Origin of the sequence: Planktothrix agardhii (genome assembly GCF_904830935.1) — a bacterium.
In the GTDB taxonomy this organism is placed as follows: Bacteria; Cyanobacteriota; Cyanobacteriia; order Cyanobacteriales; family Microcoleaceae; genus Planktothrix; species Planktothrix agardhii.
The window spans coordinates 509,630-522,706 of the sequence record NZ_LR882952.1 but is presented as its reverse complement, the minus strand read 5'-3'; the positions used below and the strand labels follow the sequence as shown (position 1 = coordinate 522,706).

Genomic DNA, 13,077 nt, shown 5'->3' with positions numbered 1-13,077 from the left:
CGACTGATCACTTCTTGACTGTTCACTTCTGAACTGATAACTGATTACTGATGACTGATTACTGATAATGCCCATTCTACTTGACTCAGGATACCGCGTAACATCGCCACTTCTTCAGAGGTTAAATTAGCTCGATTATACAGACGCCGAAACTTTTTCATTCGACTACTGGCGGTATGGGGATAGACATATCCAATCTTGAGTAAAATTGCTTCCAACTGTTGATAATAACCCTCTAACACCTCCAAGGGAACCGTAGAAGCCGGAGGAATTTCTATAGAGTTGCTTACCCTCTCTTGAGGTTCTAACACACAATATCGTAATTCATAACAACACACCCCCACCGACTGAGCCAAATTTAAAGACGGATAAACAGAACTAGACCGAATTCGGAGAAACCTTTGAGCATAACTCAATTCATCATTATTTAAACCCCGATCTTCTGGCCCAAAAATCAAAGCAGAGGGACAGTTTAATAACCAAGGTAAAACCGTTCTGGGATCTTCTAAATCCGTAGGTAAAGCACCTGATCGGGATCTGGCGGTAGTGGCGATCGCCCGTTGACATCCAATTAAAGCCTCTGGTAACGAGGAAACCGTGATCGCCCCTGCTAAAATATCCCCAGCATGAACCGCCATTCGTTTCGCTTCATCCCCCAGGGGATCGCATTGAGGATTAACTAACACCAACTGCCCAAGCCCCATATTTTTCATCACCCGGGCAACAGAACCCACATTTAAAGGCCCTGCGGGTTCCACTAACACAATCCGAATCGGCGTTAAGGGGGTATAGGGTAAGGTCTGTGACATGGAAATGATATAATCATCCCTGATTAAAGCGACTTCAATAACTTAGCATGGCACGCCAGCGATCTAAGTCCGACTTACCGACGAAGACTTGTCCCGTTTGCGATCGCCCCTTCACCTGGCGAAAAAAATGGGCCGACTGTTGGGAAGAAGTCAAATATTGTTCCGAACGTTGTCGTCGTCGCCGTTCTGCTTAAAAATTATCCCTTATCAATACATTCATGGCCGTTCAACCCAAACTAATTATTCATGGCGGTGCTGGTAGTTCTCTCCAAAGCAAAGGAGGATTAGAAACTGTACGCAAATCCCTTTATCGAGTCATTGATCAAGTTTACCCCCTACTCCTCCGGGGAGCGAGCGCTAAAGAAGCCGTAGTGCTTGGCTGTCAACTCCTAGAAAACGATCCTCGGTTTAATGCGGGTACAGGTTCGGTACTGCAATCCGATGGCCAAATCCGCATGAGTGCCGCCTTAATGGATGGAACTTTACAGCGTTTTAGTGGAGTGATTAACGTTTCACGGGTGAAAAATCCTATAGATTTAGCTGTGGTTTTACAAGACGCCTCCGATCACGTTTTATCCGATTATGGGGCCGCCGAATTAGCCCGGGAACTGCAATTACCCCCATATAATCCCCTCACCGACCAACGTTTACAGGAATGGCTCGAAGACCGTAAGGACAATTTTAGACGCAGCATGGCGAATGTGGTTTCTGAACCCGCAGGCACCGGAACCATCGGGGTTGTGGCCTTAGATCAAAAGGGTCAATTAGTCGCAGGGACATCCACTGGGGGTAAGGGATTTGAGCGCATTGGCCGGGTGAGTGACTCCGCCACACCAGCCGGAAATTATGCTACAGATCAAGCTGGAGTCAGTTGTACGGGCATTGGGGAAGATATTCTCGATGAGTGTTTGGCGGCTAAAATTGTGATCCGAGTCACCGATGGTCAGTCTTTACAGACCGCCTTTAAAAAATCCTTCACCGAAGCCCACGAACATCAACGGGATTTTGGAGCAATTGGAATTGATCGAACTGGGGCACTCGCCTGGGGAAAAACCTGTGATGTGATTCTTTGCGCCTTCCACGACGGCCAAAATAAAGGAGATAGTTTAGAAGCTGATAAAGGAACTCAGGTCTTTTCAGATCACATTTAACTGCACCAACCATAAGGAAGAAAGTATAGCAGGGAACACCGGAACAGCCCCCCCTAGCCCCCCGTGCACGGGGGGCTAGGGGGGGAGGGAACAGGAGTAATACTTCTCGTTATTTGATATCAGTCGTAATTCGTAATTACCTATTACCCATTACCTATTCCCTGCTATATAAGCAATCGGATCTATTAATTCTAGTTCAGCAAAGGCGGCTAATCGTAAACGACAGGAATCACAAACACCACAGGCTTTTTCCTCTCCGGCATAACAAGACCAAGTAAATTCCCAGGGAACCCCTAAGCGATTTCCTAATTTGATAATTTCTGTTTTTGCTAAATGAATCAGTGGAGATTCAATCGTAATCGGATCACCTTCTCGACCTTGTTTTGTTCCTAATCTAAAGACTTCTTCTATGGCTTGAATATAATCGGGACGACAATCGGGATAACCCGAATAATCTAACGCATTAACACCAATATAAACTTTCCGGGCGGCGATCGCTTCTGCATAGGCTAAAGCAAAACTTAAAAAGATAGTATTCCGAGCCGGAACATAAGTAATTGGAATACTTCCAGCCATTATTTCTGTAGATCTATCCTGGGGTAAATCGAGGCGATTATCGGTTAAGGCAGACCCCCCCCATAGACTCAAATCAAAAGTTACGACTTGATGTTCGACAACTCCGGCAAATTCGGCAATTTTTCGCGCTGATTCGAGTTCCTTACTGTGTCGCTGTTGATAATCAAAAGAAATGGCATAACATTCACAACCATCTGCTTTTGCTTGGTATAAAACCGTCGAAGAATCTAAGCCACCGGACAATAAAATAACTGCTTTCACTTTAATTATTTATCCTTTTTCTTAGTGTTGATTATATCTGGGTTAATTTTAGCAAAAATTCATACCATATTACTATCCCCTCCGCAAGTAACAATTTTTACAATTAAGAAACCGTATTTTATCGGAAAATTTAGGCTGTCTAAAAAAAGATTTCAAAACTCAGCTTTTATCCTGTTTAAGAACCAAGACTTAAAGATTTATATTTTTTTGTAAAGTTTTGTTATACAAAATACTTCACATTCTATTGTGAAAATATTCGCTATTATAAAAAGTGAAGACAGCAATTATTATTCATACAAGGTAATCATTACTATGGCTACTATCTCTAAAGCAGAATATCATCCCACACGCTGGCTGACACTGGTGTTAGCCACTCTCGGATTATGGATGGCGGGAAGTTTGATTCTTGACTTTGTAATTATGCCGACGATGTATATTTCTGGCATGATGGAAGAAACCGGATTTACTTCGGCGGGAACTCTAATTTTTTCAGTCTTTAACCGGATTGAATTAGTTTGTGCGGCGGTTGGTTTAACGGGTTTAATTGCTTTAGCGATGAACCTTCCTGAAAAATTCAGTAGTCGCCTACGGACAATCACTGGATTATCGCTATTTCTGTTTGCCATTGCCATGGTTTATACCTATATTCTTACCCCTCAAATGAGTGCATTAGGAATTAACTTAAATCTATTTAATGGATTCAATACAATTCCCGAGGGCATGAACCAACTGCACTTAAGTTATTTTACCCTAGAAATGATTAAATTATCCGTTTTAGGGATTATTTTAGGCTGGTGTTATCGTAACCACAGTAAACTCGATCTCACATTCTAAATTGATCATCAAAATTAAGGTAGGTTGGGTTAAGAAAACAAAATCTAACCTATTTTTTATATATGAATTCCAAGGTTAGAACATAGACTGGTATATTCTTTCTGTTCCCTGTTGCCTGTTGCCTGTTCCCTATTATATAATTAAAATTAACTGAGTGTAGGATATCCCATGACAACCCAACTTTCTATCACAGAATCTAAACAAACTTCTGATTTATATGAAGAAGATTATCATTTGTGGTTAATGAATACTATTCATCAGTTACAACATGGAAAGTTACCTGAAGTTGATATGGTTAATTTAATTGAAGAATTAGAAGCTATGGGAAGAAGTGAAAAATCAGCAATTGAGAGTAATCTCAGAATTTTATTAATGCACCTATTAAAATATAAGTATCAATCTGAGAAACGAACCAACAGTTGGCTATTTACTATTCGAGAACATCGAAAAAGATTACGAAATGATTTTAAAAATAGTCCGAGTTTAAAGCGATATTTTCTTGAAGTTTTTCAAGAATGTTATCAGGATGCCAGAGAATTAGCTGCGGATGAAACGGGATTATCAATTAATACTTTTCCTGTAGAATCACCGTTTTCTCAAGAGGACACCTTAAACCCTGATTATCTACCGGAGTGATACTAATTCACGGTTTTCTTGATTCGCTAATTTCAATCGTTCTTTAATTGATAATTTTTGTAAATTTTCACTTAACTCATATAAATCAACACTCTGATATTTCCCTGTAAATAAAGGAATTAACGCTTCAATTAACGCTACAATCCCATCAGGAGGAACTGCATTTCCAATTTGGCGACGAATTTCTGTAAATGATCCTTCAAAGATAAAATCATCTGGAAAAGATTGTAACCGAGCGCGTTCCCGATTGGTTAATGCTCTGGGTTCATCGTAATGATATCCCCAAGTTCCCCCACCGCCTCCTGCGATAATAGTAGTTGAAGGTTGGTTAGGGTGTAAACGCCGATAAACATGACTAATCATGCCTTTAACATAATATTCGCTATCTTTAGGAATATCGGTAAAATTGCCACCGGGTTTAATCCGTTTTAAAATTTCAATAGTTCTCGGTTGGATTTTTTGATGTTCATTATTATTGGAAATATTTTCGACTCCTGCTAATGCGTCCGATGCAGTCCGATAGGGATATTTTCGATTTAAACCATATTCCGGTTCAGGATGAATAAAATTAAATCCCGTATCTTTTCTAATTCCTACTAATAATACCCGTTCTCGAAATTGAGGAACCCCATAATCGGCAAAATTATAGAGTTTGGGTTTAACTAAATATCCGGTTTCAATATTCTCAAAATCAGAAATAATCTGTTCAATTGCTTGATAATTATTAGCACTTAATAACCCTTTAACATTTTCAGCAATAAACGCTTTCGGTTTTTTATCTTGAACAAATTTAAGAAAATAAGTATATAAATTTCCCCGTTCTCCTTCTAACCCTGGACGTTTCCAAATCATTGAAAAATCTTGACAAGGAAAACCGCCCGTAATTAAATCCGCATCAGGAACTTCAGCAATATTAATATTTTCAATTTGATTATTAACAATTACATCCCCAATATTTCGGCGAAAAGTTTGACAAGCATCTCTATTAGCATCAATCGCCCAAACCACTTTAAATCCAGCTTTATGCAAAGGTAAATCCATCCCTCCACATCCCGAAAATAAAGACAGAGTTGAGGGAATATGCTCCCATTTAATTTTAGATAAACGTTCAGTTAATGGCATTATTTATTTTGATTAGTATTGAGTAATTACTATTATGTTGTTGGGATGAAAGCCTTTGTAAAGATTGCGCTTAAGCGCAACAACGATTAGGCTTTACCAATTGCAATAATAGCATTTTGTCCTCCAAATCCAAAACTAAAACACAAAGTATTTTTGATAACCATAGAACGAACAGAGGTAACAAAATCAAAATCAAATTCTGGTGTTTTTAAACCCACACAGGGGGGTAGAAGTTGATCCTTTAATGCCATTAAACAAAACGCCACTCCTAATGCTCCTGACGCCCCTAATGTGTGTCCGGTTGCGCCTTTTGTTGAACTAACAGAAACACCTTGGGGAAATAATTGTTTAATTAATTGAACTTCATGGTCATCATTTAATTTTGTAGCGGTTCCATGGGTATGAATATAATCAATTTCATCAGATGATAAATTACTATTTTTTAAACAGGTTTGAATCGCGGCGATCGCACTTTTTCCAACTCTATCAGGTTTATTACCATAACAAGCATCTGCTGTCAATCCAAATCCTAATATTTTCCCATAAATTTGAGCATTTCGCTGTTGCGCTAGATCTTCTGATTCTAAGATTAAAATAGTCGCCCCTTCCCCTAAAACAAACCCTTCTCGATCTCGATCAAAGGGATAGCAACCTGTGTTGGCTAAGGCTCCCATTTGTTCAAATCCTGCTAAGGTTAAAGGAGTAATTGGTGCTTCCACTGCTCCCACTATTACACGCTGACACTGTTGGGTTTTAATTAGTTCAAATCCCTGAGCGATCGCCCAAATTCCCGTAGCACAAGCCGCCATGGGTGATAAAATAATTCCCGTAGAACCTATTTTTTTAGCTGCATTTAAAGCAATATTAAAAGGTAAATATTCTACAAATTTGCTTAAACTAATTCCCGTATCTTCTCCCCCCCGCAGTAAGGAGGGGTAGGGGGGGTAAAATCTTGCTAATTGTTCTAATTTTCCTTGATATCCCCGACTAGAACCAATTACAACACCACAATCTAATAAAGGTGGAGTTAAATTAGCCATAATTAAGGCATCGGCGATCGCAGTTTCTAATAATTCCGTAGGATCAGAAGGAATATTATTAATTAAAGCCAGGGGTTTAGTAAAAAGTTCAGGAAAAGGTTGATGGGGTAATATTCCTGAATGACCCGATAACAATTGTTTCCAGGTTATTTCCAAATTTCCTAATGCCGAGATTAAACCAATACCAGTAACAACAACTTGCATTCTTTGTTAAGACTCAGCCAGGATAGCGGTCAGGGCGGGTTGATCAAGATGATCTGTCAAATCCGATTAATCTCGGTGAACCCACCCCTACAGGGACTTAATCTCTATGCCATAAATCGGGGATTCGTGTTGACATTTTTTAAGAGTTGATTAATTTTTCAGATTTTCTAACCCTTGGGTGACTTTTGCCGAGTCAATGCGATCGCCTTGTTGAATCTTATCCACAACATTCATCCCATCGGTAACATTCCCAAAAACCGCATAACTCCCATCCAGAAAAGGCAATTCCGCTAAAGAAAAATAGAACTGAGAAGAAGCCGAATCGGGAAATTGAGAACGGGCCATAGCTACCGCGCCGCGATGGTGGGATAAAACGGGTGCTGCGGTGATCCGAGCAATTTCTAAGGTTTTACTATAAATCGGCTGTTCCGCACCTTTGGGCTTAATTTCTAAGGGGATCATGCGTTCTTTAGAAGTAGCCGGATCAATAAATCCCCCAGTACCTAATCTAGCGCTGGGAAAGTTAGGATCTTTACTTTGAGGATCACCCCCTTGAACCACGAAGGGATCAGGCTCACGGACAACCCGATGAAAAGCTAGACCGTCATAAACTCCTTTATTGACCAGATCAACAAAGTTTCCAGCCGTAACCGGGGCATTAGTTCCATCCACTTCAATCGTAATCGGCGATCCGTTGACCGTCATTACTACCGTAGCTTTTCCGTTTAATTGAGGTAAATTTGTCATCGGTTGAGTCGGATTTTGGGAAATAGGTGTAGCAGATTGACTATCAGCAGAATTGTTATTCTGGATTTCGGTGGAGGTTGTATTAGAAGCACAGCCCCCAACAATTAATACACAAATCAGCAAAAAAGGTAAAAACCATTGCTGTGTGTTGAGTTTCTTCATCTTAGGTTTCAATGTTTTTGCGGTCGGAGGTTCTAAAGTCCTTCTAAGGGGACTTGTAAAAACTTAGCTAATTCTGCCCCTTGGTTTTCCACATCAGACAGAGGTAGGGGTTGGCCCACACGGGTTAAGGGAATTTGCCGACGGTCTTTGAGTTTTAGGTACAAAGCTCGACGGGGGTTAATTCCATCCTTGATATCAACACGAATGGATTGAATATCATTCAGGTTGCTACTGAACTCCACCTTGCGGTTTTTTCCAGGAAACCCCCATCGGAAAATACTTACTTTTCCCGTATCCCGGTTAAATTCATTGTATCCCCCGCCTAAATCCCAGAAAATCACTAACCATAAATACAAAGCCAGTAATAAAGCAGCGGCTCCATATAAACCCATGACAATGCCTTGGGGGATAAAGATCAGTTGAGTTGGATCGGCGAAGGGTAAAAGATTAATTTTCAAATAGCTAGAAATACCGGATAAAAGGAAACCCGTACCCCCAATAGTGATCACACTGGCCCACCAGTAGTTGCTGAAGCGACGGGAGCCCGTAACTTTCTTAGAAAGAATTTGATTCGTTGTAGTCTTTGTTTGGGTACTCATGAAAGTAAGAATGTGAACTTTTACAGTCAACACCTTTGCAAAAATTGTTAACTGTAATATATAGTTATGTTAACTTGCTTAAGAGTCTACCGCTAAATGTCCCCCCGATTAGACGAGGGAAAAAGTGGTAAGCTATAAGCATCCGACCAATTGCTGAACAGTTTATACCGCAAGGGATAGAAACTGCTTTGTCAGACCTTCCTCCGAACTCCGTTCGGAAGTATTCCCACAAAAGGTTAAGCAACTGAGAAGGTTAGCCCAAACAAAAATCGAGATTCCGATTGATTGCTGGGTACTTCACAAAGGATAATGTTTTTGATAAACCCAAGAGGATCGTTCACCAAATGACTATAGCAGTCGAAAGGCCGCAGGTTGAAAGAGGCGTCTTTGACGTCCTCGACGACTGGCTCAAACGCGATCGCTTTGTCTTCGTGGGTTGGTCAGGAGTTCTATTGTTCCCCTGCGCTTATCTAGCCCTCGGTGGCTGGTTAACCGGAACAACCTTTGTAACTTCCTGGTACACCCACGGTTTAGCAAGCTCTTATTTAGAAGGCTGCAACTTTATAACAGCCGCCGTCAGTAGTCCCGCTAACAGTTTAGGACATTCCTTACTGTTCCTCTGGGGGCCGGAAGCTCAGTGGGACTTCACCCGTTGGTGTCAACTGGGCGGTTTATGGGCTTTTGTGGCTCTGCACGGTGCTTTCGCGCTGATCGGCTTTTGTCTGCGTCAGTTGGAAATTGCTCGTTTAGTCGGCATTCGTCCCTATAATGCGATCGCCTTTACTGGCCCAATTGCGGTATTTGTCAGTGTATTTCTGATGTACCCCTTGGGTCAGTCCAGTTGGTTTTTTGGCCCTAGCTTTGGGGTAGCCGGAATCTTCCGGTTTATTCTGTTCCTACAAGGCTTCCATAACTGGACGCTGAACCCCTTCCACATGATGGGAGTGGCGGGAATTTTGGGTGGTGCGCTATTGTGCGCTATTCACGGAGCGACGGTGGAAAATACTCTGTTTGAAGATGGAGATACAGCCAATACTTTCCGGGCTTTTGAACCGACTCAAGCTGAAGAAACCTATTCGATGGTGACCGCCAACCGTTTTTGGTCACAAATTTTCGGGATTGCTTTTTCTAACAAACGTTGGTTACACTTTTTCATGTTATTCGTGCCGGTCACGGGTCTGTGGATGAGTTCTATCGGCATTGTTGGTTTAGCTCTGAACCTACGGGCTTATGATTTCGTTTCCCAAGAGTTACGGGCGGCCGAAGATCCTGAATTTGAAACGTTCTATACTAAGAACATTCTGTTAAATGAAGGTCTGCGGGCTTGGATGGCTCCTGCGGATCAACCCCACGAAAACTTTATTTTCCCTGAGGAGGTATTACCGCGTGGTAACGCTCTCTAATACTTCTTATGTCGGCGGCCGTGACCTAGAATCCACTGGATTCGCCTGGTGGTCAGGTAATGCCCGTTTGATTAATTTGTCTGGTAAGTTGCTGGGCGCTCACGTTGCTCACGCTGGTTTGATCGTGTTCTGGGCTGGGGCGATGACACTGTTTGAAGTGGCTCACTTCGTTCCCGAAAAGCCCATGTATGAACAGGGTTTGATCCTGATCCCCCACATGGCTACCCTCGGTTGGGGTGTGGGCCCTGGTGGTGAAGTGATTGATATCTTCCCCTACTTCGTGATTGGGGTTCTGCACTTAATTTCCTCTGCGGTTTTGGGTTTAGGCGGTATTTATCATGCCGTCCGTGGCCCTGAAATTTTAGAAGAATATTCTTCTTTCTTTGGTTATGACTGGAAAGACAAAAACCAAATGACCAATATTATCGGGTATCACCTGATTATATTGGGTCTGGGGGCTTTCCTGTTAGTGTTCAAAGCCATGTTCTTTGGGGGTGTCTATGACACTTGGGCCCCAGGTGGTGGCGATGTCCGTGTGATTGCCAATCCGACTTTGAACCCGGCCGCGATCTTTGGCTATTTAGTTAAAGCTCCGTTTGGGGGAGAAGGCTGGATCATCGGTGTTGACAACATGGAAGACATCATCGGCGGTCACATCTGGATTGGTCTGATCTGCATTTCCGGTGGTATCTGGCACATCCTAACCAAACCCTTTGGCTGGGCGCGTCGGGCTTTCATCTGGTCTGGAGAGGCTTATCTGTCTTACAGTTTAGGCGCTCTGTCTTTGATGGGCTTTATCGCTGCTTCCTATGTTTGGTTTAATAATACCGCTTATCCCAGTGAGTTCTACGGCCCCACAAACGCTGAATCTTCTCAGTCTCAGTCCTTTGTGTTCTTAGTCCGTGACCAAAAACTGGGTGCGAATATTGGTTCGGCCCAAGGCCCGACAGGTCTGGGTAAATACCTGATGCGTTCTCCGACTGGGGAAATCATCTTTGGTGGTGAAACCATGCGCTTCTGGGATTTCCGTGGCCCTTGGTTAGAGCCTCTGCGTGGGCCTAATGGTCTTGACCTCAACAAGCTGAAAAACGATATCCAACCTTGGCAAATTCGTCGGGCTTCTGAGTACATGACCCACGCCCCTAACGGTTCGATTAACTCCGTGGGTGGGATTATTACCGAAGCTCAAGGGTTTAACTATGTTAACCCCCGGGCTTGGTTGGCTGGTTTCCACTTCATCGTGGGTTTCTTCTTCTTGATTGGTCACCTCTGGCACGCCGGTCGCGCCCGGGCTGCGGTGGCTGGCTTCGAGAAAGGCATTGACCGGAAATCGGAAGCTGTACTTTCTATGCCTGATTTAGACTAGGGTTTCACCTAGATGTCTAATCACTGCTTAGATTGTTAATTAAACACCCTGCCTGATTCGTCAGGTGGGGCTTTTTATAGGAATAAAAACCGATATATGATAATTTGCTAAATAGCAATTCAGCCTAATCAATAATTACAAATAAATCTTATGTTAAAACCCACATTAATTCTTTAATTTTTGATGATACAGAAAAGAAATATCAACCGATAAAAGTGCCCTGAAGCATGAAATAAAAACTAAGAGTCTGATGTTCCCAGATTGGAGATAACGTTCTGGGACTCGACTTTTTTTGAAGTCTCTAAACCCAGATCATACAGTTGAGGAGAATTTTCAACTTCCCAAACTTTAAGTAGAATCAAATATTCATAGAAGGCTTGTAAAATACACCAAGAAAACCCAGAACGACCGTCTAAAAATCCTCCCAATAAAAAGTACATATAAACAAAGCGAATCAGAGGTCTAAACGGTAAACGTAAGGATAAATCTTTTAAGGCTCGTCGTCGTTCAACTTCCGAACTTCCTAATAATAAATCCTTCCAATTCACAGTTCCCGTCTGTAACTGTCGCAGGGTTTCTACTGCTTCATCCGTTGAGTAACGATTATGTTTATCAATCCAACGGGATAACCCTTTACTACAGGTATAATGGGGATAGGTTTCTCGAATAAATCCCGTCGAGCCATCACAAACTTCCCGTTCCGTATGACCATAATCGGTAAACCAAACTTTATCCTTGTGAAATAGACGCATTTGATACCGAGGATATTGGGTACTGCGTCGAATCCAATTTCCCAAAAATATCACTCTTTCGGCAACATAATATCCAATATAATCATCACTTTGAATCGCCTGTAAACATTCTGTAAACAATTCAGGAGTCATCCGTTCATCGGCTTCTAAAATGTAGACCCAATCGTGTTTGGTCGGAATTTCCTGTAACATCCATGTGCGCTGTTTTCCGTGACTTTCAAAACGATGTTGTAACACCCTAACTGGATATTGTTGGGCAATTTCAACGGTGCGATCTTGGCTCAAAGAATCCACCACAATCACATCATCTGATAATAATGCAGACTCAATACAATCCGCAATATCAATTTCTTCGTTTGCGGTGAGAATATAAATTGAAAACATGAAGGATAATTAAAGTTATAACAGGGAAGGAGGAATAGGTAATGGGTAATAGGTAATGGGTTTTGGGTTTTGGGTTATAGAATCAATAAAATCAAGATTTTATTTCTTCCACTGATAACTGATAACTGATAACTGATAACTGATAACTGATAACTGTTAAGCGGTTGGTGTTTTACGACGATTTGCACCGCGTAAAATTCCTAAACCTTTGAGCCCTGTCCAACCTAGAGTAATATAGCCAATCGCTAATAATAAACTACTAATTCCTGTTCTCAAACTCGATTTTAAGGACTGAGTTTTAGCTTGTTTTTCCAGTTCTTGTTTGCGATCACGAATTTGACCTAACAATTGTGTAGGTAAATTATCCGCCTGTTGATTCAAAAACTCCTCAACAGCCTTGGGATTCGATTTAGACTGTTCTAAGATTTGTCTAACTTCGTTAGGAAGATTCGGGTTGGCAAGGGCTTGATTCAGAGCTTCGGGATTTTGTGCTAACCCGGCAAATTGATCTTTAAGCTGGGTTTTTTTCTGTTGAATTTGCTGCTGAAATTCGGGACTTCCGAGTTGACTTTCCAGTTGAGTTTGAGCTTGAGTAGCTTGTTGATTAATTTCTGCGAGGGCCTCGGCTCTGGCTAAACGGGTATTATTGAGATGCAAAGGAAATAGTAAAAGATACAATAACCCGAATAAACTCGCCAGCAATGCTATCCAAAATCTTAAACTCGCAAAGGGTTTAGCTGGCTTGATATTCCCTTCGGTGGCGGCATCCATCCAAAAAGCAATAAAGACTAAGGTCATTCCCACCATCGGGACAATACCTCGATCTACTAAATCACTGGTAACGCTAATTTGCCAGCCTCGGTTAAGAAAATTGGGCGGAATCAAAATTACCAGAAAATCCACTAGGGACGAGAAAATTAAAATTACTCCAACCAGTTTCAAGATGAGAGAGGTTGTAGAAGAAAATTGACGGCTAGAAGTAGCTTTCATTAAATGATCCGTAAACTAAGTTATGATCTCGATTTGGGCTT

General features: G+C 41.8%; 14 protein-coding genes. 6 read left to right on the top strand and 8 right to left on the bottom strand.

What is annotated here, in order from left to right:
• Positions 1–44 precede the first annotated feature (44 nt).
• Positions 45–809, bottom strand: a complete 765-nt coding sequence (locus NMG88_RS02400; RefSeq protein ID WP_042151507.1) for an RNA methyltransferase — start codon at positions 807–809, stop codon at positions 45–47.
• A gap of 47 nt (positions 810–856) precedes the next feature.
• Here NMG88_RS02400 and NMG88_RS02395 point away from each other — a divergent pair, with 47 nt between their 5' ends.
• Both NMG88_RS02395 and NMG88_RS02390 read left to right on the top strand, forming a co-directional pair.
• Positions 857–1,003, top strand: a complete 147-nt coding sequence (locus NMG88_RS02395; protein ID WP_071782553.1) for a DUF2256 domain-containing protein — start codon at positions 857–859, stop codon at positions 1,001–1,003.
• 24 nt (positions 1,004–1,027) lie between these two features.
• Positions 1,028–1,960 carry an isoaspartyl peptidase/L-asparaginase gene (locus NMG88_RS02390; RefSeq protein ID WP_042151504.1) on the top strand — a complete coding sequence of 311 codons (933 nt, stop codon included), beginning with the start codon at positions 1,028–1,030 and terminating at the stop codon, positions 1,958–1,960.
• 150 nt (positions 1,961–2,110) lie between these two features.
• Here NMG88_RS02390 and queC read toward each other — a convergent pair whose 3' ends face one another.
• Entirely contained in the window at positions 2,111–2,797 is a 687-nt protein-coding gene (gene queC / locus NMG88_RS02385) for a 7-cyano-7-deazaguanine synthase QueC (protein WP_042151502.1), read from the bottom strand.
• A 312-nt stretch (positions 2,798–3,109) separates the two neighbouring features.
• Here queC and NMG88_RS02380 point away from each other — a divergent pair, with 312 nt between their 5' ends.
• Positions 3,110–3,631 (top strand): DUF4149 domain-containing protein, encoded by a 522-nt coding sequence (locus NMG88_RS02380; RefSeq protein ID WP_042151498.1) that lies wholly within the window; start codon positions 3,110–3,112, stop codon positions 3,629–3,631.
• Between the two features lie 168 nt (positions 3,632–3,799).
• Positions 3,800–4,267 (top strand): DUF29 domain-containing protein, encoded by a 468-nt coding sequence (locus NMG88_RS02375; protein WP_227349993.1) that lies wholly within the window; start codon positions 3,800–3,802, stop codon positions 4,265–4,267.
• Here NMG88_RS02375 and NMG88_RS02370 read toward each other — a convergent pair.
• From NMG88_RS02370 to NMG88_RS02355, 4 genes are all read right to left on the bottom strand, one after another.
• On the bottom strand, positions 4,256–5,389 hold the full coding sequence (locus tag NMG88_RS02370) for a DNA cytosine methyltransferase (protein WP_254034485.1): 1,134 nt from the start codon (positions 5,387–5,389) through the stop codon (positions 4,256–4,258). The two genes, NMG88_RS02375 and NMG88_RS02370, sit on opposite strands and share 12 nt — an antisense overlap.
• Positions 5,390–5,475: 86 nt before the next feature.
• On the bottom strand, positions 5,476–6,633 hold the full coding sequence (locus NMG88_RS02365; RefSeq protein WP_254035075.1) for a beta-ketoacyl-ACP synthase: 1,158 nt from the start codon (positions 6,631–6,633) through the stop codon (positions 5,476–5,478).
• A gap of 150 nt (positions 6,634–6,783) precedes the next feature.
• Entirely contained in the window at positions 6,784–7,542 is a 759-nt protein-coding gene (locus tag NMG88_RS02360) for a peptidylprolyl isomerase (RefSeq protein WP_042151489.1), read from the bottom strand.
• A 32-nt stretch (positions 7,543–7,574) separates the two neighbouring features.
• Positions 7,575–8,141, bottom strand: coding sequence for a photosystem I assembly protein Ycf4 (locus NMG88_RS02355; RefSeq protein ID WP_042151486.1), 567 nt, complete (start codon positions 8,139–8,141; stop codon positions 7,575–7,577).
• A gap of 344 nt (positions 8,142–8,485) precedes the next feature.
• On the opposite strand from NMG88_RS02355, the gene psbD reads away from it, so the two are divergent.
• Together psbD and psbC are read left to right on the top strand one after the other, a co-directional pair.
• Positions 8,486–9,544: a photosystem II D2 protein (photosystem q(a) protein) gene (gene psbD / locus NMG88_RS02350; RefSeq protein WP_026786982.1), complete on the top strand. Its 1,059-nt coding sequence runs from the start codon at positions 8,486–8,488 to the stop codon at positions 9,542–9,544.
• Positions 9,528–10,910, top strand: coding sequence for a photosystem II reaction center protein CP43 (gene psbC, locus NMG88_RS02345; protein WP_026786983.1), 1,383 nt, complete (start codon positions 9,528–9,530; stop codon positions 10,908–10,910). Before psbD ends, psbC begins: the two co-directional genes overlap by 17 nt.
• 239 nt (positions 10,911–11,149) lie before the next feature.
• Here psbC and NMG88_RS02340 read toward each other — a convergent pair whose 3' ends face one another.
• The gene (locus NMG88_RS02340) at positions 11,150–12,046 is read right to left on the bottom strand and encodes a glycosyltransferase family 2 protein (protein ID WP_227349990.1); all 897 of its coding nucleotides are present in this window, start codon (positions 12,044–12,046) and stop codon (positions 11,150–11,152) included.
• 156 nt (positions 12,047–12,202) lie between these two features.
• On the bottom strand, positions 12,203–13,036 hold the full coding sequence (gene hpsJ-B / locus NMG88_RS02335; RefSeq protein ID WP_042151479.1) for a hormogonium polysaccharide biosynthesis protein HpsJ: 834 nt from the start codon (positions 13,034–13,036) through the stop codon (positions 12,203–12,205).
• Between the last annotated feature and the right edge of the window lie 41 nt (positions 13,037–13,077).